General features: G+C 62.9%; 24 protein-coding genes and 2 pseudogenes. 23 read left to right on the forward strand and 3 right to left on the reverse strand.

Annotation, left to right across the window (positions count from 1 at the left end; genetic code table 11):
• Nucleotides 1-47: 47 nt before the first annotated feature.
• On the reverse strand, nucleotides 48-299 hold the full coding sequence (locus ACYVD0_RS05275) for a CxxCxxCC domain-containing protein (protein ID WP_460425868.1): 252 nt from the start codon (nucleotides 297-299) through the stop codon (nucleotides 48-50).
• Nucleotides 300-447: 148 nt separating this feature from the next.
• Between ACYVD0_RS05275 and ACYVD0_RS05280 the strand changes: the two are divergent.
• From ACYVD0_RS05280 to ACYVD0_RS05295, 4 genes and pseudogenes are all read left to right on the forward strand, one after another.
• Nucleotides 448-789: pseudogene (locus tag ACYVD0_RS05280) on the forward strand (DMT family protein).
• Nucleotides 790-927: 138 nt separating this feature from the next.
• On the forward strand, nucleotides 928-1485 hold the full coding sequence (locus ACYVD0_RS05285) for a 3'-5' exonuclease (RefSeq protein ID WP_460425834.1): 558 nt from the start codon (nucleotides 928-930) through the stop codon (nucleotides 1483-1485).
• Nucleotides 1486-1545: 60 nt separating this feature from the next.
• The gene (gene ppnP / locus ACYVD0_RS05290) at nucleotides 1546-1827 is read left to right on the forward strand and encodes a pyrimidine/purine nucleoside phosphorylase (RefSeq protein ID WP_460425835.1); all 282 of its coding nucleotides are present in this window, start codon (nucleotides 1546-1548) and stop codon (nucleotides 1825-1827) included.
• A 228-nt stretch (nucleotides 1828-2055) separates the two neighbouring features.
• Complete coding sequence (locus tag ACYVD0_RS05295) at nucleotides 2056-2259, forward strand: PA1571 family protein (RefSeq protein WP_460425836.1); 204 nt, start codon at nucleotides 2056-2058, stop codon at nucleotides 2257-2259.
• Between the two features lie 3 nt (nucleotides 2260-2262).
• On the opposite strand, the gene pdxB is transcribed toward ACYVD0_RS05295, so the two are convergent.
• Nucleotides 2263-3405 (reverse strand): 4-phosphoerythronate dehydrogenase, encoded by a 1143-nt coding sequence (pdxB, locus tag ACYVD0_RS05300; RefSeq protein ID WP_460425837.1) that lies wholly within the window; start codon nucleotides 3403-3405, stop codon nucleotides 2263-2265.
• A 147-nt stretch (nucleotides 3406-3552) separates the two neighbouring features.
• Between pdxB and ACYVD0_RS05305 the strand changes: the two are divergent.
• Nucleotides 3553-4986: pseudogene (locus ACYVD0_RS05305) on the forward strand (MATE family efflux transporter).
• Nucleotides 4987-5488: 502 nt separating this feature from the next.
• On the opposite strand, the gene ACYVD0_RS05310 reads toward ACYVD0_RS05305, so the two are convergent.
• Complete coding sequence (locus ACYVD0_RS05310) at nucleotides 5489-5788, reverse strand: hypothetical protein (protein WP_460425838.1); 300 nt, start codon at nucleotides 5786-5788, stop codon at nucleotides 5489-5491.
• Nucleotides 5789-5913: 125 nt separating this feature from the next.
• On the opposite strand from ACYVD0_RS05310, the gene ACYVD0_RS05315 reads away from it, so the two are divergent.
• The 18 genes from ACYVD0_RS05315 (at nucleotide 5914) to ACYVD0_RS05400 (ending at nucleotide 26567) form a co-directional block, all read left to right on the forward strand.
• Nucleotides 5914-6360: a low molecular weight protein-tyrosine-phosphatase gene (locus ACYVD0_RS05315; RefSeq protein WP_460425869.1), complete on the forward strand. Its 447-nt coding sequence runs from the start codon at nucleotides 5914-5916 to the stop codon at nucleotides 6358-6360.
• Nucleotides 6361-6389: 29 nt separating this feature from the next.
• The gene (locus ACYVD0_RS05320; RefSeq protein WP_460425839.1) at nucleotides 6390-8594 is read left to right on the forward strand and encodes a P-loop NTPase family protein; all 2205 of its coding nucleotides are present in this window, start codon (nucleotides 6390-6392) and stop codon (nucleotides 8592-8594) included.
• Between the two features lie 70 nt (nucleotides 8595-8664).
• On the forward strand, nucleotides 8665-9942 hold the full coding sequence (gene tviB, locus ACYVD0_RS05325) for a nucleotide sugar dehydrogenase (RefSeq protein ID WP_460425840.1): 1278 nt from the start codon (nucleotides 8665-8667) through the stop codon (nucleotides 9940-9942).
• Nucleotides 9939-11042: an SDR family oxidoreductase gene (locus tag ACYVD0_RS05330; RefSeq protein WP_460425841.1), complete on the forward strand. Its 1104-nt coding sequence runs from the start codon at nucleotides 9939-9941 to the stop codon at nucleotides 11040-11042. Before tviB ends, ACYVD0_RS05330 begins: the two co-directional genes overlap by 4 nt.
• Nucleotides 11043-11097: 55 nt before the next feature.
• Nucleotides 11098-12882 carry an ABC transporter ATP-binding protein gene (locus ACYVD0_RS05335; protein ID WP_460425842.1) on the forward strand — a complete coding sequence of 595 codons (1785 nt, stop codon included), beginning with the start codon at nucleotides 11098-11100 and terminating at the stop codon, nucleotides 12880-12882.
• A 144-nt stretch (nucleotides 12883-13026) separates the two neighbouring features.
• Nucleotides 13027-14007: a phosphoribosyltransferase family protein gene (locus tag ACYVD0_RS05340; protein WP_460425843.1), complete on the forward strand. Its 981-nt coding sequence runs from the start codon at nucleotides 13027-13029 to the stop codon at nucleotides 14005-14007.
• Between the two features lie 110 nt (nucleotides 14008-14117).
• Nucleotides 14118-15086, forward strand: coding sequence for an ATP-grasp fold amidoligase family protein (locus tag ACYVD0_RS05345; RefSeq protein WP_460425844.1), 969 nt, complete (start codon nucleotides 14118-14120; stop codon nucleotides 15084-15086).
• 32 nt (nucleotides 15087-15118) lie between these two features.
• Nucleotides 15119-16441, forward strand: a complete 1323-nt coding sequence (locus tag ACYVD0_RS05350; RefSeq protein WP_460425845.1) for a UDP-glucose dehydrogenase family protein — start codon at nucleotides 15119-15121, stop codon at nucleotides 16439-16441.
• Nucleotides 16442-17386, forward strand: coding sequence for a glycosyltransferase family 2 protein (locus ACYVD0_RS05355; RefSeq protein WP_460425846.1), 945 nt, complete (start codon nucleotides 16442-16444; stop codon nucleotides 17384-17386).
• A gap of 82 nt (nucleotides 17387-17468) precedes the next feature.
• Nucleotides 17469-18446, forward strand: coding sequence for a glycosyltransferase family 2 protein (locus tag ACYVD0_RS05360; protein WP_460425847.1), 978 nt, complete (start codon nucleotides 17469-17471; stop codon nucleotides 18444-18446).
• Nucleotides 18443-19585, forward strand: coding sequence for a glycosyltransferase family protein (locus ACYVD0_RS05365; RefSeq protein ID WP_460425848.1), 1143 nt, complete (start codon nucleotides 18443-18445; stop codon nucleotides 19583-19585). Before ACYVD0_RS05360 ends, ACYVD0_RS05365 begins: the two co-directional genes overlap by 4 nt.
• On the forward strand, nucleotides 19554-20684 hold the full coding sequence (locus tag ACYVD0_RS05370; protein ID WP_460425849.1) for a glycosyltransferase family protein: 1131 nt from the start codon (nucleotides 19554-19556) through the stop codon (nucleotides 20682-20684). Before ACYVD0_RS05365 ends, ACYVD0_RS05370 begins: the two co-directional genes overlap by 32 nt.
• Entirely contained in the window at nucleotides 20681-21910 is a 1230-nt protein-coding gene (locus ACYVD0_RS05375) for a glycosyltransferase (RefSeq protein WP_460425850.1), read from the forward strand. The genes ACYVD0_RS05370 and ACYVD0_RS05375 overlap by 4 nt, the downstream gene beginning before the upstream one ends.
• On the forward strand, nucleotides 21907-22992 hold the full coding sequence (locus tag ACYVD0_RS05380) for a glycosyltransferase family 4 protein (RefSeq protein WP_460425851.1): 1086 nt from the start codon (nucleotides 21907-21909) through the stop codon (nucleotides 22990-22992). The genes ACYVD0_RS05375 and ACYVD0_RS05380 overlap by 4 nt, the downstream gene beginning before the upstream one ends.
• 17 nt (nucleotides 22993-23009) lie before the next feature.
• Entirely contained in the window at nucleotides 23010-24236 is a 1227-nt protein-coding gene (locus ACYVD0_RS05385) for a hypothetical protein (RefSeq protein ID WP_460425852.1), read from the forward strand.
• A complete protein-coding gene (locus tag ACYVD0_RS05390) occupies nucleotides 24233-25357 on the forward strand; it encodes a glycosyltransferase family 4 protein (RefSeq protein ID WP_460425853.1) in 1125 nt (374 codons plus the stop codon). The genes ACYVD0_RS05385 and ACYVD0_RS05390 overlap by 4 nt, the downstream gene beginning before the upstream one ends.
• Nucleotides 25357-25953: a sugar transferase gene (locus ACYVD0_RS05395; protein WP_460425854.1), complete on the forward strand. Its 597-nt coding sequence runs from the start codon at nucleotides 25357-25359 to the stop codon at nucleotides 25951-25953. Before ACYVD0_RS05390 ends, ACYVD0_RS05395 begins: the two co-directional genes overlap by 1 nt.
• Nucleotides 25950-26567: an acetyltransferase gene (locus ACYVD0_RS05400; RefSeq protein ID WP_460425855.1), complete on the forward strand. Its 618-nt coding sequence runs from the start codon at nucleotides 25950-25952 to the stop codon at nucleotides 26565-26567. The genes ACYVD0_RS05395 and ACYVD0_RS05400 overlap by 4 nt, the downstream gene beginning before the upstream one ends.
• Nucleotides 26568-26733: the final 166 nt, after the last annotated feature.

Genomic DNA, 26733 nt, shown 5'->3' on the forward strand with positions numbered 1-26733 from the left:
CTTAATTATTGGCCACTCCTCAAGGGCCATCATCGCTCGATACCTCTTCAGCCCGTTACGCCCTCCAACCACTCGATCGACTGCAATGCCTCTTCCCGGCTACTGCCGCAGACAGCCGAATCCGCACCGAAGGCTGCGCACACTGCCGGCCGCTCAGGCCTTTCGAACAAAGCGCACAGATTGTCCACGGAAAGGTGCAGACAACGCTCGCCCGCTGGCTTGCCCTGCGGCATGCCCAGGATCGGCGAACTGATGGAGGGCGCAATGCAACAGGCACCGCAGCCCGCGCGACATTTCATGGTCGAACCTCGCAATGAGAGCAACGTCCAGGGAAGGTCAAGTATCCTGCGCCGTGCCTGACGAATCGGCAAGCCCGGCCCGCACGACGCTATCTCCTACCTCAGATCACTTCAACTGCTCATTCCTCTCCCGGAGCCACTTCCCACCATGCCAATCTGGCTGCAAACCGCTGTACTGCTCAGCCTTTCGAACATATTCATGACCTTTGCCTGGTACGGCCATCTGCGCGCCCTGAACAGCAAGCCCTAGGCCATGGCCGCGCTCATCAGCTGGGGAATCGCCTTGTTCGAGTACTTGATCATGGTCCCGGCCAACCGCATCGGCTACACCGAACTTACGGTGGGCCAGATGAAGATCATGCAGGAAGTGATCACCCTGATGGTCTTCGTCCCCTTCAGTGTGCTGTTCATGAACCAGCCCCTCAAACTCGACTACCTCTGGGCCGGACTCTGCCTGCTTGGTGCAGTGTATTTCATCTTTCGCAGCTGATGAGCCTTGCTGCCATGCAGCTTGCACACGGCCCCCTCATCTCCTCGGGTTCAGGTACGGGCACGGGAAGGGTTTACACTGAACCACTATAGCCGGTAGCGAGGCAGGTTGCCCCAGCACGGAGCCCAGGAGTTGCCGATGGACAAGTGGTTGGTGATCGATCTGGAAGGCACAACGGATGAGGGGGGCTGGCCGGTGGAAATCATGGAAATCGTCGAAATCGGCGCCAGTCTGGTGGACCGAGACGGCCATGAACTGAATCACTTCAAGCGCTTCGTGCGCCCGTTACGTCGCCCCTGCCTGACTACCTTCTGCCGCGAGCTCACCCACATCATCCAGGCCGATATCGATTCCGCTGCCCTGCTGCCCTGTGTCTGGGGCCAGTTCGAGCACTGGCTCGCCCCCCATCGCCCACGCCTGGCGGGCTGGGCAAGCTGGGGCGACTATGACCGTCGGCAGCTGGAGCAGGAATGGCGCCGCTATGGCCTGACCAGCAGCCTGGCGACGATTCCCCATATCAACCTGAAACAGCGTTTCGCCGATACTCGCCAGCTGAAGCGTGCGGTCGGTCTGAAGACCGCCCTGCAGCTCGCCGGCATGAGCTTTCAAGGTCAGCCGCACCGGGCCCTGGAAGATGCCCGCAACACAGCCCGCCTACTGCCGCTGACTGCCCCACCCGACGCTCAAAGCGGGTGACGCGGCAAAACGCCTTATGCATACTTGCGGGCCTTTTTCACCCCCTCTTGAGGATTCAGCATGTTCAAGGTCAACGAGTACTTCGACGGCACCGTCAAATCCATCGCCTTCAGCATGAGCCAGGGCCCTGCCACCATCGGCGTGATGGCGGCAGGCGAATACGAATTCGGCACCAGCCAGATGGAGATCATGCACGTGATCGCCGGCGCCCTGACCGTGAAGCTGCCGGGCAGCGAGCAGTGGGAAACCTTCCAGGGCGGCAGCCAGTTCACCGTTCCGGCCAACAGCAAGTTTCAGCTGAAAGTCGCTACAGATACCGCCTATCTCTGCGAATACCGCTGACCGGAACGCCCTCTGGAGCACCTGCCTGTGGTCCAGGGGGCGAACAGGACCGCGCCACCGGCCCGCTTCCCCCCCAACCTCCCCGCCCACAGCCAAGCCTGCAAACCCTCAGACCTTTCCCCACCCCAGCTGGCACGGGCAGCTGGCTGGATCCGCTGTCATCGTTGACTCATGCCCGCCGACTAAACTAAAGATTGCAGCTCATCAGCGGATGGGAGACCGATCATCATGAGCCCGCACAAGCACAGCCCCCAGCGTCACTCCATTCTGCCACGGTCCCGCCAGCACAGCGGCGGCGCCATCATCGATGCCCACGGCCGGGAAATTCCCATCACCGAAGGCATGATCCAGAAGTCCTGCCGCATCCTCGACAGGGTCTGGGTACCGGCTCCACGCCAGTCCCCCACCAGTTCCACTGAAAGGGATGACTGACGCTTAGACCGGCAAGGCCCCCAGCGCCTGTACCATCTGCCGCAACAGCGGAGCCTCGCCGGCCAGCCTCACGCGCAATCCATCGACCTCCCGGCGCAGTGGATAGTGCTTGCGCAGGGCGTCGAAGGCACTGCGCCGAGCCTGCTCGTCGCTATCCAGGCTGCGGCGGAAATCGGCGTCGTCGCGACGCGGGTCGTACACGGCTCGGCACAGCATCGCCAGCGCCCAGGCCGGGTCGGCGCCGACATCCAGCCCCAGTTCGTAAAGCCAGGGCTGCGGCAGCAGCTTGTCCAGCTGCACCCTCGGCGGCACGCCCAGATACTCGCAGAAGGCCTGGTAGGCCTGCGCCGTGCCGCGCAGCTTGCCATCCAGGCTGTAACCGGCAATGTGCGGCGTGGCGATATGGCAGAGCCCGGCCAGGTCGACATCCACCTGCGGCTCGCCTTCCCAGACGTCCAGTACCGCCTGCAGGTCCGCGCGGGCTGCGAGTATCTCGAGCAGCGCCCGGTTGTCCACCACTGCACCGCGACTGGTGTTGATCAGCCAACTACCCGGCCGGAGCTGCGCCAGCTGCTCGCAGCCGAGCAGGTGCCAGGTCGGTTGTGCTCCCTCACGGGTCAGAGGCGTGTGCACGCTCAGCACGTCGCACTCGCGCAGCAGGGTCGGCAGATCGACAAAATCACCACCCTCGACCGCCTGGCGCAGCGGGTCGCACACCAGCACGCGCCAACCCAGCCCGCGCAGCACCTCGACCAGCCGCCCGCCGACCTGTCCGGCACCGATCACCCCGTAACAGCGGGAAGCCAGGTCGACGCCCTGCCGCTCGGCCAGACTCAGCAGACTGCCCAGCACGTAATCGACCACACCACGGGCATTGCAACCCGGCGCACTGGCCCAGGCGATCCCCCGCTGGCGGAAATAGTCGAGGTCCAGATGGTCCGTGCCGATGGTGCAGGTGCCGACGAAACGCACCCGGCTGCCCTCCAGCAAACTGGCATCAACTCGGGTGACCGAGCGCACCAGCAGCACCTCGGCATCCTCCAGCACGCCACGCTCGATGGAGCGCCCGGGCAGCTGGCGGATCTCGCCGAAGGCGGAAAAGAAGGCATCGATCAGGGGAATGTTTTCGTCGGCGAGGATTCGCATGGCGGGCTCCTTTCAAGGCCGCTCATTCTAGGCGCACCGCCAGGCAGAGGGCGACCGGCTGCGGGCAAATCCGGGGCATCACGCATTTCCCCCAGCCCCCTCAGGGCGTAGACTACCCGCCCTTCCACCCCCCAGCGAATACCGGACATGCCACGCGAACCGCGCCTGCAGCGGCTGCGCCGCGAACTGCGTGCCCTCGCCAGCCTCGCTCTACCGATCATCGTCGCGCAACTGGCGCATATCGCCATGGGCTTCGTCGATACCCTGATGGCCGGCCGGGTCGGCCCCGCCGATCTCGCCGCGGTCGCCCTCGGCAATTCGTTCTGGGTGCCCACTTACCTGCTAACCACCGGCATCCTGCTGGCCACCACCTCCAAGGTCGCGCACCTTTACGGTGCCAACCAGCAGCCGGAAATCGGCCCGCTGGTCCGCCAGGCGCTCTGGCTGGCCCTGGCGGCTGGCAGCAGCGCCGCCCTGCTGCTGTGAAACGTCGAGCCCATGCTGCATCTGATGCAAGTCGAAACCGCCCTGATCGAGCCGACTATGGGCTACCTGCGCGCGGTCGCCTGCGGCATCCCGGCCATAGCCCTGTACCACGTGCTGCGCTGCTTCAGCGATGGCCTCGGCCATACCCGACCGAGCATGCTGATCGGCATCGCCGGCCTGTTGCTGAACATTCCTGCCAACTATGTCTTCATCCACGGCAAATTCGGCCTGCCGGCCATGGGCGGGGCCGGCTGCGGCTGGGCGACTGCCTTGGTAATGATCTTCATGCTGCAAGCCATGCTCTTCTGGGTGAAGCGGGCGCCCTGCTACCAGCCAAGCCGGCTGCTCGACCGCTTCGATCGACCACACTGGCCAGTCATCCGCCGTCTGCTGGGCATTGGACTGCCGATCGGCGTGGCAGTGTTCGCCGAGGCGAGCATTTTCTCAGTGATCGCCCTGCTGATCGGCGGCCTTGGCGCCAAAGTGGTCGCCGGGCACCAGATCGCCCTCAACTTCTCTGGCCTGGTGTTCATGGTCCCCTACTCCCTGGGCATGGCGGTCACCGTCCGCGTCGGCCACGCACTGGGCCGTGGCAGCCCGTGCAACGCCCGCTTCAGCGCCGGCGCCGGAATGGCCACCGCGCTGGGCTTCGCCGCCCTGGCGGCCGGCGCCATGCTGCTGCTGCGCGAGGACATCCCGCACATCTACAGCACTGACCCAACAGTGATCGCCATTGCCAGCGGCCTACTCCTCTATTCAGCGCTCTTTCAGTTCTCCGACGCCATCCAGGTGACCGCTGCCGGCGCCCTGCGCGGCTACCAGGACACCCGCGCGATCATGCTGATCACCCTGCTCGCCTACTGGGGAATCGGTTTGCCGATCGGCTATTGCCTCGGTCTCGGTGACTGGCTCGGCGAACCCAGCGGCCCGCGCGGACTCTGGCAGGGCATGGTAATCGGCCTGAGCTGCGCCGCCCTCCTGCTAGGCGCACGCCTGGCTCGCAGTGCACGCAGACACATTCATATGCCCGGGCTCGAATTGAGCACTTCCCCGCATTCTCCTCCTGCCCAGTGTCGCGCGAGGTCTCCCGCTTGAACCGGGCTCTTGCGAAATCAAGCAAAGCCTGATCGGTCAAGGCTGCTGCGCAGCAAATAGCTGAAACTGATCCACCAAGAAGTTCCTGCTCGCCGGCAAGCCGGTTCGCCAGGAAATGCGCCTGATGGCCGAAGAGCGAAACGTCCAGCCACCTCCCCCGAACTTACCATGGTTGGCCATTACTCTTGTTTGAGCCTTGCACCGCTTTCCAACGCACTTTCCCAACTAATGGTCGAATTCGAGATTTAAGCGAAACACTTCCTGTTGCCAGCGAGACGAGAGCGAAGCCATCTACGGAGTGATGAAGCGGTGTTAAGTCAGTATCCAGAAGAAAGTTCCAGTCAACTCAACTAAGCGGCTTTAACGTGACGGCGGTGTTTTTACTCCAATCCGAAAATGACCGCTTATCGGCTGATAGCCAACCAAGACAGTCTGGTGACAGCCATGAACTACACTTTGCCACTTCCAAGTGGATATTCCACTGCGACTCAACAAAGCAATATTAATTTGCTATCAAACATAAAATAGGAATAACCATAGCAAAAAGATAAATATAAAAATAATCCATGAAGTACCCTGCTGATGTTTGCACGGTGGATTGAATGCCGAGCAAGAGTTCCGGCCATGACAATACTCGTAGAACCGAACGCAAACCTGAACGGAGCGGCGCGCAGGTATCTGCACGTCCCGACATAACCGCCCATTCGTCCTCAGGAGCTGACGCAAAATCCTGGGGCGGTAGCGTACCCGCAAGAGAATAGGGAAACCGCTTACTTATAAGACTTTGGAATTCTTCCGCCACGCTTGCCTCAAGAAGTTTCGATGTTCTTTTGACTGGCAAATATGCTCCAGACTTCCATTACAGCGCCAGCAATTGCTTGCGCTTATTGTTCAAACCCAAGCGCCAAATTTTTTGGAGCATATAAAGTGCTCGAACGGATATTGTTCGTCTGCATCGGCAACATATGCCGCAGTCCCTGTGCCCAGACATTGATGAAAGAAGCGCTTTCCTGCGGCAACAGGACCATGAAGATCGACTCTGCCGGTCTGGCGGCACGGGTCGGCTTGCCGATGGAACCTACTGTCCGCGCGGTACTTCTCGAACACCAGCATCGGCCTTCCGAGCACAGGGCCTGCCAACTGGACCGCACCATGTTGCAACAGGCCAACCTGGTGCTGGCCATGGAGCGCCGTCATATCGACGACATATACCAAATCGTCCCCGAAGCGCGCGGCAAGACCTTCCTGCTGGGCAAGTGGCAGGACGAGCTGGAAATACAGGACCCGTTCCGCCGGGACTGGACGGCCTTCGAACAGGCCTATCGACAAATTCGCACGGCCGTTGAGGCATGGGCCATGCGTCTGGGCCATTGACTGTCAGAACTCCTTCAGGGAAACAACCCATGTACCCCACCTCCGTCTCCAACCAGCAAGATCACGATGATGCCGGCATCGACCTGCGCAAACTGCTCGGAGTCCTGCTCGACCACAAATGGCCGATCATCGGCGTGACCGCCCTGTTCTGCCTGGGCGGCGCCCTCTACGGGATGTTCGCCACGCCCATCTATCGCACCAGTGCCCTTGTCCAGATCGAGAAGAAGAGCGGTACCGTCCCTGGATTGGAAATGGGCGACTTCAACCAAGCGTCCAGCGCCAGAACGGAAATCGAACTGATCCGTTCGCGCACTGTGATCGGCCAGGCGGTCGACAACCTGCACCTCGATGTTCGGGCTACCCCCCAGCGCTTTCCGCTATTCGGTGACTACCTCGCCCGCCGTCATCGTGCTCCGGGTCTGGCGGAGCCGTTCCTCGGCCTGGGGGAATACGCCTGGGGCGGCGAGAAGGTCGATGTCTTCCGCTTCGACGTAGACCCGCAATGGGCCGGCAAGACCCTCCGACTGACGGCCGGAGATAATGGCGCCTTCACCCTGCAGGACAGCGCCGGCAAGCCGCTGCTCCAGGGGCGGGTCGGCGAAGCCATCGATCAGCATGGCATCCGCCTGCAGATCCGCGAACTGCAGGCGCGACCGGGCACTCGCTTCAGCCTGAGAAAAGTGAGCCGGCTGAGCACTATCCGCACCTACCGGGGTGCGCTGCAGCTCACCGAACTGGGTACCGACACCGGCCTGATCACCGTGGCCATGAACCATCCCGATCCCCAGCATGCCAGCCGGGTGGTAGACGAAATCGGCCGCCTGTTCGTTCACCAGAATGTCGAGCGCATGTCGGCCGAAGCCGACGGCAGCCTGGAATTCCTCCGCGGCCAGCTGCCGGAGGTGCGGCGCGACCTGGAAAAGGCCGAAGGGGCGCTGAACGGCTACCGCAAGAGCCACGGCTCCGTCGACATCAGCATGGAAACCAGCACCGTACTCAACCAGGCCGTGGGACTGGAGACCCGCATCTCCGAGCTGAAAATGCAGCAGGCCGAGCTCGACCGCCGGTTCACCCCCGAGCATCCGGCCTACAAGACCCTGCTGATGCAAATCCATGGCCTGACCCAGCGCAAGAACGAGATCGCCAGGAGGGTGCAGGGCCTGCCGGAAACCCAGCAGGAGCTCCTGCGGCTGTCGCGGGATGTCCAGGTCGGCACCGCGATCTACACCCAGCTGCTGAACAAGGCCCAGGAACTCGACCTGGTCCGCGCCGGCACCGTCGGCAACGTGCGCATCGTGGACCAGGCGGTCATCGAAGGCGGTCTGGTCGCCCCGAACAAGTCTCTTATCCTATTGGTCGCCACGCTGGTCGGGGCGCTGCTGGCGATCGGCTTCGTGCTGCTGCGCAAGCTGCTCAATCCTGGCCTGGAAAGCCCGGAAGCCGTCGAACAGCTGGGGCTGCCGGTGTACGCTGCGGTGCCCTTCAGCGAGCACCAGTCCAAGCAGCATCGTCGCCGGGCAGCCACCAGCGGCCCTGGCCAGACATCTCCGCTGCTCACCCTCAGCCACCCGAACGACCCGGCGGTCGAGTCCCTGCGCAGCCTGCGGACCAGCCTGCACTTCATCATGCTGGGAGCGCAGGACAACCGCCTGATGATTTCCGGTCCCGGCCCACAGGCGGGCAAGAGCTTCGTCTGCGCCAATCTGGCTGCCGTCGTTGCCCAGACCGGCAAGCGCGTGCTGCTGATCGACGTGGACATGCGCAAGGGTCACCTGCACACGCTGCTGGGCATGCAGGCCGACAAGGGGCTGTCCGATCTCCTGGCCGAGCGCTGCGACCTCGCCGAAGTGGTCCGTCCGACCCCGCTCGAGGGCCTGTTCCTGCTGGCGAGGGGACAGATTCCGCCGAATCCCTCCGAACTGCTGATGCATCCCAACTTCACGGCCGTCCTCGAGCAGGCCAGCGCGAACCACGATCTGGTCATTCTCGATACCCCGCCCCTGCTGGCTGTCACAGATGCCGCCATCGTCGGCCGGCTGGCAGCCACCAACCTGATCGTGGCCCGCTTCGGAGTGAGCTCCGCCCGCGAAATCGAACTGGCCGTCAGACGCTTCGCACAGAACGGCATCGAGATCAAGGGCACCATTCTCAACGGACTGGAAAAGCGTGCCGCCGCCTATGGCTATGGCCATGCCGCCTACTACCACTACGAATACAAGTCGAACAACGCCTGAGCACAGCCGTCCACTCGAGCCGGTATCGGATCGAGAACCCTCCCCCAGCCGAATCGCTACGGGCATCGCCATGCACAACCTGGAAGAGCTGAAACTCGCCATCATCGGGCTCGGCTACGTCGGCCTGCCGCTCGCAGTCGAATTCGGCAAGCACCGGCCGGTCGTCGGCTTCGACATCAACTGCTCGCGCATCGCCGCCCTCGAGGCCGGACACGACCGGACCCTGGAGGTCGATGACCACGAGCTGAAGGAGGCCCGCCAGCTCCGCTACAGTGCCAACATCGCCAGCCTGGCCGATTGCAATTTCTACATCGTCACGGTGCCAACGCCGATCGACTCCCACAAGAAGCCCGACCTGGCGCCATTGATCCGGGCCTCGGAAACCATCGGCCAGGTACTGAAGAAGGACGACATCGTCGTCTACGAGTCCACCGTCTACCCCGGCGCCACCGAGGAAGGCTGCGTGCCCGTGCTGGAAAGGGTTTCCGGCCTGGCCTTCAACCGGGATTTCTACGCCGGCTACAGCCCCGAACGGATCAACCCCGGCGACAAGGAACACCGCATCACCGGCATCCGGAAGATCACCTCCGGCTCCACCCCCGAGGTGGCCGAGCTGGTCGATGCGCTCTATCGGGAAATCATCACCGCCGGCACCTACAAGGCGGGCAGTATCCGGATCGCCGAAGCGGCCAAGGTCATCGAGAACACCCAGCGCGACCTCAACATCGCCCTGATCAACGAACTGGCGGTGATCTTCAACCGCATGGGTATCGACACCGAAGCGGTCCTCCAGGCGGCCGGCACCAAATGGAATTTCCTGCCGTTCCGCCCCGGCCTGGTCGGCGGCCACTGCATCGGCGTCGACCCCTACTACCTGACCCACAAGGCCGAGGCCATCGGCTACCACCCGGAGATCATTCTCGCCGGCCGGCGCCTGAACGACGGCATGGGCAGCTACGTGGTGTCCCAACTGATCAAGGCCATGCTCAAGCGGCGCATCCAGGTCGACGGCGCCCGCACCCTGGTCATGGGCCTGACCTTCAAGGAGAACTGCCCGGACCTGCGCAACACACGCGTCGTCGACATCATCCAGGAGCTGCGCCAGTACAACATCTCGGTCGATGTCTACGATCCCTGGGCCAGCGCCGAGGAGGCCCAGCAGGCATATGACATCACGCCGCTTTCCGCCCCCCAGGCCAACACCTATGACGGCATCATCCTCGCCGTCGCCCACAACCAATTCCGCAGCATGGGCGCGCCGAGCATCCGCCGGCTCGGCAAACCCGATCATGTCCTCTACGACCTCAAGTACCTGCTCAAACCCGACGAAGCGGACCTGCGCCTATGACACGCTATCAACGCCTGCTCCTCGACCTGCCGCAAGCGCCTGGAACCTGGCTGGTCACTGGAGTGGCCGGCTTCATCGGCTCCAATCTGCTGGAAACCCTGCTCGGACTCGACCAGTGGGTGGTGGGCCTGGACAACTTCGCCACCGGCCACCTGTGCAACCTGGAAGAGGTCCGCACGCGGGTGTCCCCGCAACGCTGGGCCAACTTCCAGCTCATCCGTGGCGACATCCGCAACCTGCATGATTGCCGCCAGGCCCTGACCTTCGTGGCAGTCACCGCGGGACGGCAGCCCCGCCCGGTCGAGCACGTTCTTCACCAGGCGGCCCTCGGCTCCGTGCCGCGCTCGCTGGAGGACCCCATCGCCACCAACGCCAGCAATGTCGACGGCTTCCTCAACATACTGGTGGCTGCCCGCGACGCCGGAGTCAAGAGCTTCACCTACGCCGCCAGCAGTGCCACCTACGGCGATCACCCCGGCCTGCCCAAGGTCGAGGACAGCATCGGCAAGCCGCTCTCCCCCTACGCCGTGACCAAGTACGTCAACGAGCTGTACGCCGACACCTTCGCCCGCAACTACGGCCTGCCCAGCATCGGTTTGCGCTATTTCAACGTCTTCGGCAAACACCAGGACCCCGAGGGCGCCTATGCCGCGGTGATCCCGAAATGGACCACGGCAATGCTCCGCGGCGAGGAGGTGTTCATCAACGGCGATGGCACCACCAGTCGCGACTTCTGCTTCGTCGACAACGCCGTGCAGGCCAACCTGCTCGCCGCCTGCGCCGACGGCGAGGCACGCAATCAGGTCTATAACATCGCCGTCGGCGAGCGCACCAACCTCGACCAGCTGTTCGAGACGCTCAGGCACAGCCTGGCAGGACACGGTGTGCACTATGCCAGGGAGCCGCGCTACCGCGATTTCCGTCCCGGGGACGTGCGCCACTCCCTGGCGGACATCGGCAAGGCACGGCACCTGCTGGGCTACGTCCCGCAATACGATCTCCAGGCCGGCATCGCCCAAGCCATGCCCTGGTACATCGCCCAGATCAGGGCGCCAGCGCCCGCTTCATCCCGAACGCACACGAAGCCTGTCGCGCGATAAGCGCAGATGCCGTCTTCCCAGCAACCTGCCGCTGATCACCTAGCCGAGCCTTGCCATGCACGATACCCCCCCTTCACTGAGCCGCATCCTCAGAGGTCTCCACGCCCATCTGTCCAGGCGCCGGCGCCTCCAACTGCTTGGCCTGATCCTGCTCATGCTGATCGGCACCCTGGCCGAACTGGCGACCTTTGGCGCCGTGCTTCCCTTCCTCACGCTCTTGGCCAGCCCGGAGAAAACTCTGGAATATCCGCTGTTGCAGCAGCTGTTCAACCTGCTCGGCTGGCGAAACGAGAGCATCCTGCTCCCTACCACCGTGCTATTCGGGTCGATAGTTGTGGTCGCTGCCCTGATCCGCCTCACGCTGACCTGGGCCAGCAATAAGACTACCTACGGGATCGGCTATGACTTGGGGGTCGAAGTCTATCGACGCACCCTGCTCCAGCCCTACCGCTATCATGTGGCGCGCAATACCAGCCAGATCATCGCCGGCATGGGCAAAGTCCAGAGCGTGGTCAGCGGTCTGCTCATGCCATTGATCAACATCCTGATCTCCGTCCTCCTGGCCTCGTCGATTCTTTTCGCCCTGATCCTGATCGACCCAGCGATCGCCTTCGCTGCCAGCACGGTGTTCAGCCTGCTGTATCTGCTGATCACCCTCGGCACCCGACACAAGCTGCGAAAAAACGGCCGGATCATCTCCCAGGCGCACAATGTCCGCATACAGGCCATTCAGGAAGGACTCGGCGGCATCCGCGATGTCCTGATCGATGGATCCCAGGCGCTTTATGTCAAACGCTTCCGCAAGGTCGATGCCGACCTGCGCAAGGCCCAGGTGACCAATTCCTTTCTCGGTGCCGCGCCTCGTTACCTGATCGAGGCCATCACCATGCTCTCCATCGGCGTGCTGGCCTATGGCCTCAGCCAGCGCGAGGGCGGCCTGGCCGCGGCCATCCCGGTACTGGGCGCCCTGGCGATCGGCGCACAGCGCCTGCTGCCACAAATGCAACAGATTTATCAAAGCTGGGCGACCATGATGGGAAGTCGAGGCAATATCGAGGATGTGATAGATCTGCTCGAACAGCCTATCCCACCCGAGTATCTGAGACGGGACCCTCCACGGCCGATACCCTTCGAACGGAGCATCGAACTGCGGGACATTTGCTTCCGCTATGCCGCCGAGGGCCAGGAAGTGCTCAGGCATCTGAGCCTGGAAATCGCCAAGGGCAGCCGCGTCGGCTTCATCGGCAGGACCGGCAGTGGCAAGAGCACCACCCTGGATCTGCTCATGGGCCTGCTGGAACCCACCAGCGGCAGCATCCTCATCGACGGCATCGCCCTGACCCCGGCCAATCGGCGCGACTGGCAGGCCCATATCGCCCATGTACCGCAGAGTATCTACCTGGCCGATGCCTCGATCGCCGAAAACATCGCCTTCGGCGTCGAGCGGCGCAACCTGGACTGGCATCGCCTGCACGAGGCTGCCCGCAAGGCACATATCGCCGAGTTCATCGAAAGCCTGGCGGAACAATACGAGACGTCGATCGGCGAGCGCGGCGTGCGCCTGTCCGGCGGCCAGCGCCAGCGCATCGGCATCGCCCGCGCCCTCTACAAGCAAGCCGACGTACTGATCTTCGACGAAGCCACCAGCGCCCTCGACGACCGCACCGAAAACTCGGTGATGGAAGCCATCCGCGCGCTGGGCCCGGAACTGACCGTGCTGATGATCGCCCACCGCACATCGACACTGAGCGATTGCGACTGCATCTATGAGCTTGCAAGTGGCCGCCTGTTGCGCGCGGGAAACCATGGCCAGATTCTTTGCCCGCCGATCGGTTCCTGACTGCCTTTCAGATACTCGTTCCCGAGGCTTCAGAAGTTCTGACGCGCCTGGATTCCCGTCTGTGCGAGAACGCAGGGAGAAGACCTTTTCAGTCCCCTCATGAAACCCCAAGGGAAGCACATTCAGTGCAAAGTGAGTATTTGTATGAAATTCATATCCTATGCCGACCTCAGCGAAGACATCAAAAAAAATATTTACAAGTTGCACGGCAAGGAAATTGACTTGGTAGTAGGAATTCCCAGAAGCGGAATGATCCCTGCCTACATGATTGCCTTATATCTGAACGTAAACTGCATTGACTTTGTTTCGTTCTGCAAGAACGAAACACCTGCCAATGGCCGAACGAGAAAAATCAGCAAACCACTCGCCAACGCATGGGATGCGAAGAAAATCCTCTTGGTGGACGACAGCATCATGTCAGGCAGATCCATGCAGTCAGTCGTCGAGCAACTGCCGGGCGAGTTCATGGAAAAAGTCATTAAACTGGCCGTCTATTCCACTTCGGCAGCTCCCAAAGAGGTGGATATTTACTTTAAATATGTCGCCTGGCCACGTGTCTTCGAGTGGAACATTTATCATCACGGTATACTGAGTCGCTCATGTGTCGGTATCGATGGCGTTCTGTGCGTGTACCCAATGGGAGACCAAAATAATGACGAAGCAAAATACAGGGACTTCCTGCTAAACGCCCAACCTTTGATTCTACCATCAGGCAAGATCCACTCCCTCATTACCAGCCGATTGGAAAAATATAGAAAAGAAACCGAAATCTGGCTAAAAAAACACAACATCGTATACGAGCATTTAATCATGCTCAACCTGCCAAGCCAAAAAGTTCGCCACCGACTTAACTCGCATGCCACGCACAAAGCCGAATATTACAACAAATCGAAGCTGGATTTTTTCCTGGAGAGCGACCCCGATCAAGCGCTCGACATAGCGAAAGCAACAGGCAAGCCAGTATTTTGCGTTGAAAACAATAAAATATATCAGGCAGGCGCTTTGGAAGCCTTTCATACAAATCCTTCGCCCCAGGTTTTGCGAAACATATTGAAGCGACTGAAGCAGTCAATACCAATTCCCTTGAAGAGACGACTGCAGAAGCTGAGTGCAACACGGTCATAGGCAATCGCATAAATGAACGCTAAGCAGGCCGCCCGCGGCATCAGCAACTGCAAGTAGATGCATGCCGATTGACCATGTCAAAGACCCACATATGACTTGAACGATAGAAAATGCCAAACATCAAATCGTCGCTCAGGAAAAGGCTCCCTCTCAAGGTTCTCACTTTTCACAGGAAAGCCCAGAAACTGCTGGATCGGATACTTCCCGAACCGCTCTTCTATCAGCGGCGGTATTTCATACTGCATGGGAGATTCTGCAACTTCAAAAGGCCCGAGCGCTATTCCGAAAAGATATTTCACAGGATGCGCTATCCCGCTCCAATATTTTCCATCCTGGCCGACAAGGTCCGTGCCAGAGAATACATAGAAAGAATAGTAGGCGCCCAGTATCTGGTGCCCTGCCATCTTATCTGCGACAGGGTGACGGCAGAAATTCTCGACACGCTGCCCGACAGCTTCATAATGAAAGCCAATCACAGTGCAGGCCAAATCCGGATAATCACTGACAAATCCCGAGCCGACCTGGAGGGTCTGGCCCGAACCGCCAATGCTTGGCTAAAGAAGGACTTTTCCAGGCTGGCCCGGGAAAAGCATTATGGTGGCATCCAGCCGAAAATCATCTTCGAAAAAGCCCTGCTCTCCAACGGCAAACCCCCGGACGATTACAAGTTCAATGTATTCAACGGCGAGCCAGGCAGCCCACCTTATATTTTCATACAAGTCATGCAAGGACGTTTCGAAAAACTGACACAGAACCTGTTTCTCGAAGACTGGTCCATCGCCCCTTTCAATCGCATCAAAAAGGAACCCAGTGGCGACCCGCTTCTATTCACTATCCCCAAAGAACTGCCGGAAATGCTCGACATTGCGAAAAGGCTGGCGGCCCCCTTCGGTTATTTGCGGGTAGACCTTTATCGTCATGACGGAAAAATATATGTTGGCGAGCTGACTATCACTCCGGCTGGCGGAGGTTGTAGATTCATTCCACCTGAATGGGATCGCATACTAGGCCGTAAATTCGGCTGGCCCGAGAATCCGCCGCCGGCCTGGCCAACTGGCAAACCCTGCAACCTATCGTAATTCAAAAGCCGAAACGATGCTGAGGATCAGTTATGAAAGTCACCGTATTCGGAATAGGCTACGTCGGGCTGGTGCAAAGTGCAGTTCTTGCGGAAGTTGGTCACGATGTATTGTGCGTCGATATCGACGAGGAAAAGATCGAAAGCCTCAGCCAGGGCCATATCCCCCTGTACGAGCCGGGGCTGGAAACGCTGGTCAGGGAAAACCATGCCGCAGGCCGTCTCAACTTCACCACCGATGCCGCCACGGGCGTCAAGCGCGGCGAAGTGCAGTTCATCGCCGTGGGCACGCCTGCCAACGAAGACGGCTCCGCCGACTTGAGGTACGTGCTAGCCGTGGCAGAAACCATCGCCGAGCACATGGAGCGCCACCAGGTCATCGTCGACAAATCCACCGTCCCGGTGGGCACCGCCGACCGGGTCGTCTCCTGCGTCGCCGAAACCCTTGCCCGTCGGGGGCGCGAGGACCTGACCTTCGAGGTGGTTTCCAACCCCGAATTCCTCAAAGAAGGTTCGGCCGTCGCCGACTGCATGCGCCCCGACCGCATCGTCATTGGCACCAGCAGCCGTGCTGCCGAAGAGGTGATGCGCGAGCTATATGCACCCTTCAATCGCAACCATGAAAAGATCATCATCATGGATGCGCACAGCGCCGAGCTGACCAAATATGCCGCCAACTGCATGCTGGCAACCAAGATCAGCTTCATGAACGAAATGGCCAGCCTGGCGGAAATGCTCGGCGCGGATATCGAACTGGTCCGCCGCGGCATCGGTTCCGACCCGCGCATCGGCTACGACTTCATCTATGCCGGCGCCGGTTATGGCGGCTCCTGCTTTCCCAAGGACGTGCAGGCGCTGATCCGCACCGCCGAATGCATCGACTTCGACGCCAAGCTGCTGAAGGCCGTGGCGCAGCGCAACAAAGAGCAGAAGACCAGCTTGTTCAAGAAGATCGGCCATCACTTCGAAGGCGCCCTGCAGGGCAGGACCTTCGCCATCTGGGGACTGAGCTTCAAGCCCAGGACCGACGACATGCGCGAAGCCCCCAGCCGCACCCTGATGGAATCACTATGGGCCGCTGGCGCCCGGGTGCAAGCCTACGATCCGGAAGCCATGGAAGAGGCCCAGCGCCTGTATGGCAACCGCACCGATCTGACCCTGTGCGGGACCAAGGAAGCCGCACTGAAAGATGCCGACGCCCTGGTGATCGTCACCGACTGGCAGGCCTTCAAAGCCCCGGATTTCGAGTTCATCAAGCAGCAACTCAGGCAGCCCCTGATCTTCGACGGGCGCAATCTGTTCGAGCCAGGACGTCTGCAGAAAAAAGGAATTACCTATTACTCGATAGGACGCTGAGTGGCGAAAACGTCACTCGCCAAGGTACAAGGCATGCGCTCGAGTCCGCTGGTCAGTATTTATATTCCTACTCGCAATAGAGTCGAAAAGCTCGAGCGAGCCTTGAGGTCGGTACTTGGCCAGACCTACGAAAACCACGAAATATTAATTTGTGACGATGGCTCCACGGATGAAACCTCCGAATGGGTTTCGAAACTGGCCCAAGGCAATGAAAAGATACGTTATTTAAGAAATCCTGTCCCGCTCGGCGCCTGCAATGCACGCAACCTGGGAATATTCGCCGCTCGCGGTGAATTCATTACTGGGCTGGACGATGATGATGAATTCACTCCCGACCGCCTTGAGCGTCTGCTCCATATCTGGGATGACAAATACGCTTTTGTTTGTAGCAATTTCTGTAGTAAGAGGCCTGACCAGCAAGCCAAAGTATATTATTCATCGGAAGAGTGCATATTTACTCTCCAGCAACTGCTCCTCAAGAATGTGGCCTCCAATCAAGTACTGACCAGAGCGGACCGACTGCAGAGCATCGGAGGCTTCAGGGAAGGCGTCAGGCGCTTACAGGACTGGGATACCTGGCTGCGGCTTTGCAGCAAATATGGCGGGAAGATTTACCGGGAACGAACCCCTCTTTACATCATGCATCACGACCATGAAGCGGGGACACCGCGAGTATCCCGAAACATCACCATCGACATTGCCCTCGAAGAACTGTGCGAAAGGAATAAAGATATATACGATGAGAAGTCCAGCTTCCTTCTGACCTCCCATGCCAGACTGCTCAGGAAAGAATTTTCTCTGAGAGACATGTGGAAAAACACTCTCTACAAGAAAAGCACCATCCCCATACGTGCCTATGCATGGCAGCACATGAGCAAGTTCCAAAACAGAGTGAGGCCCATTCTGCATCAGACACTGCAAAGCCTGGGACTCAAACCAAAGTAATCGGTAATAGCTAAAACAGCCTCGACCACACCAACAATCCTCTCGCTCTTGATTGTCCCCTTGTTGACGAGGAAACCCAGCCATGAAAATTTCCATTGCCATGGCCACTTACAATGGAGCATGTCACCTGGCAGAGCAACTCGACAGCTTCATCCGCCAGACCCGCCAGCCCGACGAGCTGGTGGTCTGCGACGACTGCTCGACCGATGCGACCACCGATATCCTGCGCAGCTTCCAGAGACAGGCGCCCTTTCCCGTGCGCCTTTATCAGAATGAAAGAAATCTGGGCTTCATCAGGAATTTCGAGAAGGCACTCTCACTCTGCAGCGGAGATATCCTGTTTCTGAGCGACCAGGATGATGCCTGGTTCGAGAACAAGCTCGAAATCATCGAGCAGGCATTTTCAACGCATCCCGAAAAGATGGTTGTGCTCAACGACCTGGAAATCACTACGGAAAACCTGCAGCCAACCGGTCGTAGCAAACTGGGAAATATCCGCGATCTAGGTTTTGGCGATGCCTATTTCATCATTGGCTGCTGCACGGCGATCAGAAGAAGCTGGCTTGAAATTGCATTGCCGATTCCCGACGTAATCGGGCATCACCATATACCGCATGACATATGGATCAACAAGCTTGCCGACCTTCTCGGGCTCAGACTGATCATCGAGCGCCCGCTGCAGTTTTACAGAAGGCACGGCAACAACGCATCGAACAGCCCCTTCAACAGCACCGACAAGACATCCAGACTGAAGATGTTGGCGAGCTACGGTCTGCAGGACGCACGCGGGGGCTGGATGACGCAGATCGCCCACACGGGCCTGTACCTGAACAGGCTCGAGGAAAGCCGAGCGCAACTGCAGGCCCTGGGTGCCGACGAACGACTGGAACAAGCGATAGCCCGTCTACGGAACCGGCTTCCGGCGCTCGAACGGCGCTTGGCGATCGCTGCACGCCCACGCTGGTGCCGCCCCCCCGAACTACTCCGTTTCTGGCTGTCGGGCGGTTACCAGAATTTCGCCGGCTGGAAAAGCGCGCTCAAGGATATGGTCCGGCCATGACGCTCACCGTCACCTCCCGACCGTCGGTCATCCACCTGCTCACCTCGCTGAACTATGGCGGCGTGGAAAAACGCATGGAAATCCTGGCCGAACAGCCCGAGGCTGAAATGCAGCACCTCTTCTGCGCCATCGGCGACGGGGGCGCCGCGGAGCGTCACCTGAAAACCCTCGGCGTCCCGGTCCACTGCCTGCATCAGCCGGTGAGAATTCCCAGCCAGGCCGCCATCCTCGCGCTCTTCCGGCTGTTCAGGCAGCTGCGACCGATGGTGGTGCACTGCCATGGCGCCGAGGCCAATTTCCATGGCCTGATCGCGGCCAGGCTGGCCGGCGTGCCCGTGCGGATCGGCGAGGAGATCGGCATCCCGAGCCACAGCGGCCGGGCCCGCTGGATGTTCCGCCAGCTTTATCGGACGGCCCACTGCGTCATCGGCATGTCGAGCGCAGTAACCGGCTGGCTGGTCGAAAACGGCGAGGTACCACCCGCCAAGGCGGTACGGGTCTACAACCCGGTCAAGCTGCCAGTCGAACGCAGCGGGCAGGCAGCGACGCAGGGAGCACTGCGTGTCGGCTTCGTCGGCCGCCTCGAAGCCGTCAAGAACCCCCTGGCGCTGGTCGAGGCCACCGACCTGCTGCTGACCCACGGAGTTCCCGTGGAGCTCTGGCTGATCGGCGAAGGTCGCGAGCGTGAACGTCTCGAAGCCGCCATCCGTGCGAAGGAGCTGGACGAATGCGTGCACCTGCTGGGCTACCAGCCGGCCCCCGACACATACGTTCGTCAGTGCCATGTCTATGTCCAGCCCTCCCTGTCCGAAGGCTTCTCCATTGCCCTGGTCGAGGCCATGGGCTGCGGGGTTCCCGTCATCGCGACAGCGGTGGGCAGTGCCCCGGAGATCGTCGACCCCGGCAACACCGGCTGGCTGCTGCCGGAAGCCAGCCCGGCCGCCATCGCCGCGGCGCTCGAAGAGGCTTGGCGGCTCGATCCGGAACGGCTCCGTACCATGGGCCAGCGGGCCCGGAACGCGGTCGAGGGACGCTTCGAGCCCGCCCACTACAGGGAGCGGCTGGAAACCCTGTATCAACAATTCGCCAGACAGGCCAACAGCAGACATGGACAAGATACGGATTCTCCACTGCCTTGAGACGGTCGGCTCCGGCGGCGTCGAGCAGAGACGCCTGACCCTGGCACGGCAGCTGGACGGCACGCGCTACGAGCAGTCGCTCGTCTGCACCCAAGCCATGGGGGCGCTGCCGGCACGCTTCGCCGAGGCGGGCTGTCCGCTGCATATCGTCGGGGTGCTCCGCGGCGTGCTGGACCGCGAGCCGTACCGGCAGGCCCTGCGTGTGGTGCGCGAGTTCCGCCCGCACATCATCCATGGCGCAGTGTTCGAGGGCGTGTCCCTGGCCACTGTCACCGGGTGGCTCTGCCATGTGCCGGTGATCATCGGAGAGGAGACTTCCGACCCGGTCAACCGCCGCTGGCGCGGTCACCTACTGCTCCGTCTACTGGGTGCCCTGAGCCACCAGATGGTGGCGGTGTCCCCCGCCGTCGAGAACTATCTGCTGAAGCGCATCCGCCTTCCGCGGAGCAAGGTCACCCTGATCAACAACGGCGTGGTCGAGATGCTCCCGCCCGGACCCGAGCAGATTGGCGCGCTGCGCGAGAAGTTCGACCTGACGCCAGAACACTTCGTGATCGGCACCGTCGGCCGGCTGCACGATCACCACAAGCGCGTCAGCGACCTGATCCGGGCGCTGGCCACTCTCCTCCCAGCCTGCCCCGAGGCCCGCCTGCTCATTGTCGGCAAAGGGCCGGACGAAGGCGCGCTACGCGAACTCGCCGACACGCTCGGGGTCGCCGCCCAGGTGCGCTTCGTCGGCTACCAGCCGGAGCCGCAGTCTTGCTACGCCCTCATGGATGTCTTTGCCCTGGCCTCGGCCATGGAGGCCTTCGGCCTGGTGCTGGTCGAGGCGATGTACGCCGGACTACCGGTGGTAGCGACGCGGGTAGGCGGCATCCCCAGCATTGTCGACGACGGCGGGAGCGGCCTGCTGGTTTCGCCCGGCCAGCCGCAGACGCTCGCCGAGGCCATCCTGGGCCTGCGGCGCGACCCCGCCCGGCGCCAGGCCATGGGCCGGGCCGGTCAGGCCCTCGCCACGGCCAGGTTCGGTGCGGAACGCTACGTCCGCGAAGTCGACAGTCTCTACCAGCGTCTCGCCGCGCAGCGCATCGGCCTATGAACATCCTCTTCGTCACCTGGGACGGCCCGCAGGTCACCTACCTGGAAAGCCTGTTCCTGCCGATCTTCCAGCGGCTGGCCGGCGCCGGGCTGCACTTCCACATCCTGCAGTTCACCTGGGGCGACGCCCCGCTCATCGAGCAGCGCCGCCAGGCCTGTCGGCAGGCCGGGCTCGCCTACCGGGCGCAGCGGATCTGGCGCCGGCCCCGAGCCCTGGGCGGCCTGCTGACGGCGCTCGACGGCGCCCGGCTGATCCGCCGGGCGATCGGCGAACAGCGTATCGACGCGGTCATGCCGCGCAGCACGCTGCCGGCCCTGGCCACTCTGCTGGCGCTGCGCGGCAGCGCACTGCCGATGGTCTTCGATGCCGACGGCCTGCCCCTGGACGAGCGGGTCGAGTTCGCCGGTCAGTCGCCGGCCAGCCTGGTCCAGCACCTGCTCCGCGATGTCGAGGCCCAGGCCGTGCGCCAGGCCGAGCGCGTACTGACCCGCTCGCAGCAGGCGGTGGAAATCCTGTTGGCGCGGGTCGGCTCCGGCACCTCGCCCGGCAAGTTCCATGTGGTCAGCAACGGCCGCGACACCGAACGCTTCAGCCCGGGGGACGCTGCCTCGCGCCTGCGGATGCGCGAGCAGTTGGGGCTGGCCGCGGATGCGCCGCTGCTGGTCTACGCCGGCTCGCTCGGCCCCCAGTACTGCCTGGAAGAAATGTTCCGCCTGTTCAGCCTGATCCGGCAGATCCGCGCCGATGCCCACTTCCTCGTCCTGACCGGCTCGCCGGAGGTGCTGCAGCCCGCCCTGGACCGGTTCGCCGCGCTGGCTCCGGCGGTTTCCACCCTGAGTGTGCCGGGGCATGCGGTTCCCGGCTACCTGGCCTGTGCCGACCTGGGCCTGGCGCTGCGCCGGAGCAGCTTTTCCATGCACGGCGTGGCGCCCATCAAGCTCGGCGAGTACCTGCTCTGCGGCCTGCCGGTGCTGGCCAGCGTTGGCATCGGCGACACCGATGCCGTCGCCGGCAGCGCGGGACGGCTGCTGTCCGGGCTGGACGACACCGAGCTGGCCCGGGCGGCCCGCTGGTTCTGCGACGAGGTCCTGCCGCACCGGGAGACCTTGCGCGAGCACTGCCGGAACACGGGCGTCCGCCATTTTTCCCTGGAAGCCTGCGCCGACGCCTATGCGGCGGCCCTGGTACCCCTGTCCGGCGGCCAGCCCCACGGAGAGCCGACATGAAGATCCTCCTGCTCACCCGCTACCCGCGCACGGGCGCCAGCAGCCGGCTGCGCACCCTACAGTACCTGCCCCACCTGCAGGCCGCCGGACACGAGGTCCGGGTGCAGACTCTGTTCGACGAAGCCTACCTGGAAAGCCTCTACCGCCGGGGCAGACATTCGCCGGGCAGAACCGCCGCTCTCTATCTGCGCCGCCTGGCCGCGCTTGGCAAAGCCGGCGACTACGACCTGCTGTGGATCGAGAAGGAGCTCTTCCCCTATCTCCCCGCCTGGGTCGAACGCCAGCTCGGCACGCCCTGGGTCGTCGACTATGACGACGCCGTGTTCCACAACTACGACCTGGCGAAGAACCCCCTGGTCCGCCGGCTGCTGGGCGGCAAGATCGATGCGGTCATGCACAGCGCCAGCGGTGTGATCGCCGGCAACCACTACCTGGCCGCCCGCGCCCGGGCCGCCGGCGCAGCCCGGGTGACGGTCATACCCACCGTGGTGGACCACAGCCGCTACCAGCCGCGGCTCGTGGCGCCGACCGCGCATCCGGTCATCGGCTGGATCGGTTCGCCTTCCACCCAGAAATACCTGCTGGACATCCGCGAGGCCCTGCAGCAGGCCTGCCGCCGCCATGGCGCACGCTTGCTGCTGGTGGGGGCCACAGCGGAAATCCTGAGTTGCCTGCCCGGCATCGAGGTGCAGCTCGAGCCCTGGAGCGAGGACAGCGAGGCGGCACTGATCCGGCGGATGGACATCGGCATCATGCCCCTGCCCGACGGGCCCTGGGAGCGCGGCAAGTGCGGCTACAAGCTGATCCAGTACATGGCCTGCGACGTGCCGCTGGTGGCCTCGCCAACCGACGCCAACCGGGAAATCGTGCAGCACAGCGGGGCCGGCCTGCTGGCCGGTTCCCGCGACGAATGGAGCGACGCCCTTTCCCGGCTGCTGACCTCAGCATCCGAGCGGAAACGGATGGGCCGGGCCGGGCGACAGGCCGTGGAAAACCGCTACTCCCTCCAGCAGCAACTGCCGGTGCTGCTGGAAACCCTGGCCGCGGCGCTCCCCGCCACCCGCAAGGCCCTGGCCCATTAATCCCCGGAGGGATACCCATGGCACTGGTCTCCTCCACCTGGCACGTCATCGGCGCCATCCTGGTCTTTCTCGCCGGAGCGCTCCTCATCACCTGGGCCAGACACTATTTCAAGACCAGCACCAGCCGCAGCCTGGCTCTCTATAGCTGGCACACGCTGTTCTGCCTGGTCTATGCCTGGTACACCCTGACCTATGGCGGCGATGCGATCGGCTACTACCTCACAGCCCAGGGTAGTGCGCGCGAATTCCAGGTTGGCACCTATGGGGTCCTTTTCCTGACCCGCCTGCTGATCGAGGGGCTGGGGCTGTCCCTGCTCGGCATCTTCCTGGTCTATAACATCTTCGGCGGCCTCGGCCTGCTGGCCTTCGACGCCAGTCTGCGCGCCGTCACCCAGGGCAAATCGCGCACGCTCCGCCGGCTGGCCATCCTCATCGTGTTCCTGCCCTCGGTGAGCTTCTGGTCCTCAGGCATCGGCAAGGACGCCCTGTCCTTCCTCGCCACCGGCTTCGCCCTGTGGGCGGCGCTGGACCTGCAGCGGCGCATCCCCCTGATCGGAATCGCCATCGCCACCATGCTGCTGGTCCGCCCGCACATGGCGGGCATGCTGATCATGGGGCTGAGCCTGGCCCTGCTGCTGCAACCCGGTGCCTCCGTGCTCAGGAGGGTGCTGCTGGGCGGTGTCGCCGTCGCCGTGGCCGCAGCCCTGGTGCCCTTCGGGCTGGAGTATGCCGGGGTGAAAGGCACCGATGCCGAATCGCTAATGAACTACGTGGAAGGTCGCCAGGAGCGGAACATGCAGGGCGGCGGCGCGGTGGACATCTCCTCCATGAGCCTGCCCATGCAGCTGTTCACCTACCTGTTCCGCCCGTTGCCGTTCGAGGCGCACAACCTTTTCGCTCTGGCCGCCGCCCTCGACAATGTGATTTTGCTCTATCTGTTCGTCATGGGCGGACGAGCCATGCTGCGCCGCCCCGCCGGCCGGCGATACTCGGAAAACCGCATCTTTCTCTGGAGCTATGCCCTGATCGCCTGGCTGGTGCTGGCCATGACCACGGCCAACCTGGGCATCGCCCTGCGCCAGAAATGGATGTTCGCACCCATGCTGATCCTCCTGTTCCTCTCGGCGATCGGCACAGCGCGCCCGCAGCCGCACCCGACGAACCCCCCGCTGACGCCGGTCATGAGGATCTACCAACGCTACGGCATCCGACCCGGACACCCCGGGCAAAGGCACAAGCCATGATCTTCCTGCTCGTCGCTGGCTTCGCCGATTCGCTCCTGGCATTTCGCGGCCCGCTGCTGGAGGCCTTGCTCGCCCGTGGCCTGGAGGTGCACGTGGCGGCGCCGCAACTGGCGCCGGGATGCCCCCTGCGCCGGAGCCTGGAGGAGCGCGGCCTGCGGGTGCACGACATTCCGCTATGGCGCACCGGCATGAACCCGCTGCAGGACTGCGCCACCCTGCTGCATCTCTGGCGGCTGAAGCGGCGCATCCGGCCGACCCATGTCCTCGGCTACACCGCCAAGCCGGTGATCTACGGCTCGCTGGCGGCCGCGCTGGCCGGAGTGCCGCAACGTTTCGCGCTGATCACCGGGCTGGGCTACGCCTTCCTCGGCGAGGCGCAGGAGCGTGGCTACCGTGGCCTGCTGCACGCCCTGGTGCCGCGCCTCTACGCACTGGCCCTGCGCCGTACCCACAAGGTGTTCTTCCAGAACCCGGACGACCAGGCCCTGTTCCAAGTGCAGGGCATCCTCGACCCGGCGACCCCCTCCTGCGTGGTCAACGGCTCCGGCGTAGACCTGACCGAATATCCCGTCGCGCCCGTGTCGGCAAGGCCGCACTTCCTGCTGATCGCCCGGCTGCTGGGCGACAAGGGCGTACGCGAATATGCCGCGGCGGCGCGACGGGTGAAAAACCGCTGTCCTGCGGCGATCTTCGCGCTGGTCGGCTGGATCGACGACAACCCCGACGCCATCGGCCAGGCAGAGCTGGACGCCTGGGTGGCCGACGGCACGCTGCGTTACCTCGGCCGCCTGGACGACGTGCGTCCGGCGATCGCCGCCTGCAGCGTGTACGTTCTGCCCTCTTACCGCGAGGGAACGCCGCGCACAGTGCTGGAAGCGATGGCCATGGGCCGCGCGGTGATCACCACCGACGCCCCCGGCTGTCGAGAGACGGTGGTGGACGGCGACAACGGCTTTCGCGTGCCGGTGAAGGCGGTAGACGAACTGGCCCGCGCCATGCAGCGCTTCATCGAGGAGCCGGCCCTGGCCATACGCATGGGGGCCCGCTCGCGGCAGTTGGCCGAGGAGAAATACGACGTGCAGCGGATCAATGCCCTGCTGCTGCAGGAGATGGGACTCTGATGCCCAAGCGTCTGCTCGACATCTTCGCCGCCGCCGGCGGGCTGCTGCTGCTCGCCCCGGCCTTCCTGGTGCTGGCCTGGCTGGTCAGCCGGCGGATCGGCGCACCGGTGCTGTTTCGCCAGACGCGTCCTGGCCTGCACGGCCGGCCGTTCGAGCTGCTCAAGTTCCGCAGCATGCGCGAGGCGCTGGACGGCAACGGCCATCCGCTGCCCGACGCCGAGCGCCTGACGCCGTTCGGCAACTTCCTGCGTGCAACCAGCCTAGATGAGTTGCCGGAGCTGTGGAATGTCCTTCGGGGCGACATGAGCCTGGTCGGCCCGCGCCCCCTACTGATGGAGTATCTGCCGCTCTACACCCCGGAACAGGCCCGCCGCCACGCGGTCCGCCCCGGCATCACCGGCTGGGCGCAGGTCAACGGCCGCAATGCCCTAAGCTGGGAGGAGAAGTTCCGTCTGGATGTCTGGTATGTGGACCACCGCTCGTTTCGCCTCGACCTGCAGATCCTCCTGCTGACCCTGAAGCGGGTGCTGGCGCGCGAGGGGATCAATGCCGAGGGCGAGGCAACCATGGCCAGGTTCACTGGGAGCAAGTCATGAAAAGACTGGCCATTCTCGGCGCCAGCGGTCACGGCAAGGTGGTGGCGGATGCCGCCGAGCGCTGCGGCTGGCGCTCGGTGGTGTTCTTCGACGATGCCTGGCCGAAGCGCCAGCACAACGGCCCCTGGCTGGTGATCGGCAATAGCGCAGTGCTGTTCGACACCCTGGCCGCTTTCGACGGGGTGCTGGTGGCGATCGGTGACAACCGCATCCGCCAGGACAAGCTGCGGCGCCTGCGCGATGCCGGGGCGCCGCTGACGACCCTGATCCACCCGGCGGCGACAGTCAGCCCCCATGCGCGGCTCGGCGCCGGCTCGGTGGTCTTCGCCGGCGCAGTGCTGAACGTCGGCGCCCAGGTGGGCCTGGGCGCCATTCTCAACACCGGCTGCAGCGTCGATCACGACTGCCGGCTGGGCGAGGCGGTGCATGTCAGTCCCGGCGCGCGCCTGGCCGGCGGCGTGCAGCTGGGTGACCTGAGCTGGATCGGCATCGGCGCCAGCGTGCGCCAGTCGCTGCGTCTCGGCCGGCGCGTGATGGTCGGCGCTGGAGCGGCGGTGGTGGCCGACGTGCCGGACGGCACCACGGTGGTCGGTATCCCGGCCCGTCCGGTCTGAACGCAAGTTTCCCCAGGGCAATCGCGCTCTATGGAAATCCAGGTAGTGCGGCAGGCGGGTTATCGTAAAACGGACTCGTGGGAGTCGCCTTGGCCACGCCGGGCGGGTCAGCCTGGTCATAGCAGCCAAGGCCGCTCCCACAAGGGTGGTGCGCCACCGAGCCTGT

The sequence above is a fragment of the Azotobacter armeniacus genome (genome assembly GCF_054779355.1).

Bases quoted from the DNA above. Each gene is read 5' to 3' on its own strand.
- ACYVD0_RS05330 (WP_460425841.1), top strand. From the start codon at position 9,939: ATGACACGCTATCAACGCCTGCTCCTCGACCTGCCGCAAGCGCCTGGA.
- ACYVD0_RS05375 (WP_460425850.1), top strand. From the start codon at position 20,681: ATGAACATCCTCTTCGTCACCTGGGACGGCCCGCAGGTCACCTACCTG.
- ACYVD0_RS05370 (WP_460425849.1), top strand. From the start codon at position 19,554: ATGGACAAGATACGGATTCTCCACTGCCTTGAGACGGTCGGCTCCGGC.
- ACYVD0_RS05400 (WP_460425855.1), top strand. From the start codon at position 25,950: ATGAAAAGACTGGCCATTCTCGGCGCCAGCGGTCACGGCAAGGTGGTG.
- ACYVD0_RS05395 (WP_460425854.1), top strand. From the start codon at position 25,357: ATGCCCAAGCGTCTGCTCGACATCTTCGCCGCCGCCGGCGGGCTGCTG.
- ACYVD0_RS05275 (WP_460425868.1), bottom strand. From the start codon at position 299: ATGAAATGTCGCGCGGGCTGCGGTGCCTGTTGCATTGCGCCCTCCATC.
- ACYVD0_RS05345 (WP_460425844.1), top strand. From the start codon at position 14,118: ATGCCAAACATCAAATCGTCGCTCAGGAAAAGGCTCCCTCTCAAGGTT.
- ACYVD0_RS05350 (WP_460425845.1), top strand. From the start codon at position 15,119: ATGAAAGTCACCGTATTCGGAATAGGCTACGTCGGGCTGGTGCAAAGT.
- ACYVD0_RS05360 (WP_460425847.1), top strand. From the start codon at position 17,469: ATGAAAATTTCCATTGCCATGGCCACTTACAATGGAGCATGTCACCTG.
- ACYVD0_RS05285 (WP_460425834.1), top strand. From the start codon at position 928: ATGGACAAGTGGTTGGTGATCGATCTGGAAGGCACAACGGATGAGGGG.
- ACYVD0_RS05385 (WP_460425852.1), top strand. From the start codon at position 23,010: ATGGCACTGGTCTCCTCCACCTGGCACGTCATCGGCGCCATCCTGGTC.
- ACYVD0_RS05295 (WP_460425836.1), top strand. From the start codon at position 2,056: ATGAGCCCGCACAAGCACAGCCCCCAGCGTCACTCCATTCTGCCACGG.
- ACYVD0_RS05390 (WP_460425853.1), top strand. From the start codon at position 24,233: ATGATCTTCCTGCTCGTCGCTGGCTTCGCCGATTCGCTCCTGGCATTT.
- pdxB (WP_460425837.1), bottom strand. From the start codon at position 3,405: ATGCGAATCCTCGCCGACGAAAACATTCCCCTGATCGATGCCTTCTTT.
- ACYVD0_RS05340 (WP_460425843.1), top strand. From the start codon at position 13,027: ATGAAATTCATATCCTATGCCGACCTCAGCGAAGACATCAAAAAAAAT.
- ACYVD0_RS05335 (WP_460425842.1), top strand. From the start codon at position 11,098: ATGCACGATACCCCCCCTTCACTGAGCCGCATCCTCAGAGGTCTCCAC.
- tviB (WP_460425840.1), top strand. From the start codon at position 8,665: ATGCACAACCTGGAAGAGCTGAAACTCGCCATCATCGGGCTCGGCTAC.
- ACYVD0_RS05365 (WP_460425848.1), top strand. From the start codon at position 18,443: ATGACGCTCACCGTCACCTCCCGACCGTCGGTCATCCACCTGCTCACC.
- ACYVD0_RS05380 (WP_460425851.1), top strand. From the start codon at position 21,907: ATGAAGATCCTCCTGCTCACCCGCTACCCGCGCACGGGCGCCAGCAGC.
- ppnP (WP_460425835.1), top strand. From the start codon at position 1,546: ATGTTCAAGGTCAACGAGTACTTCGACGGCACCGTCAAATCCATCGCC.
- ACYVD0_RS05320 (WP_460425839.1), top strand. From the start codon at position 6,390: ATGTACCCCACCTCCGTCTCCAACCAGCAAGATCACGATGATGCCGGC.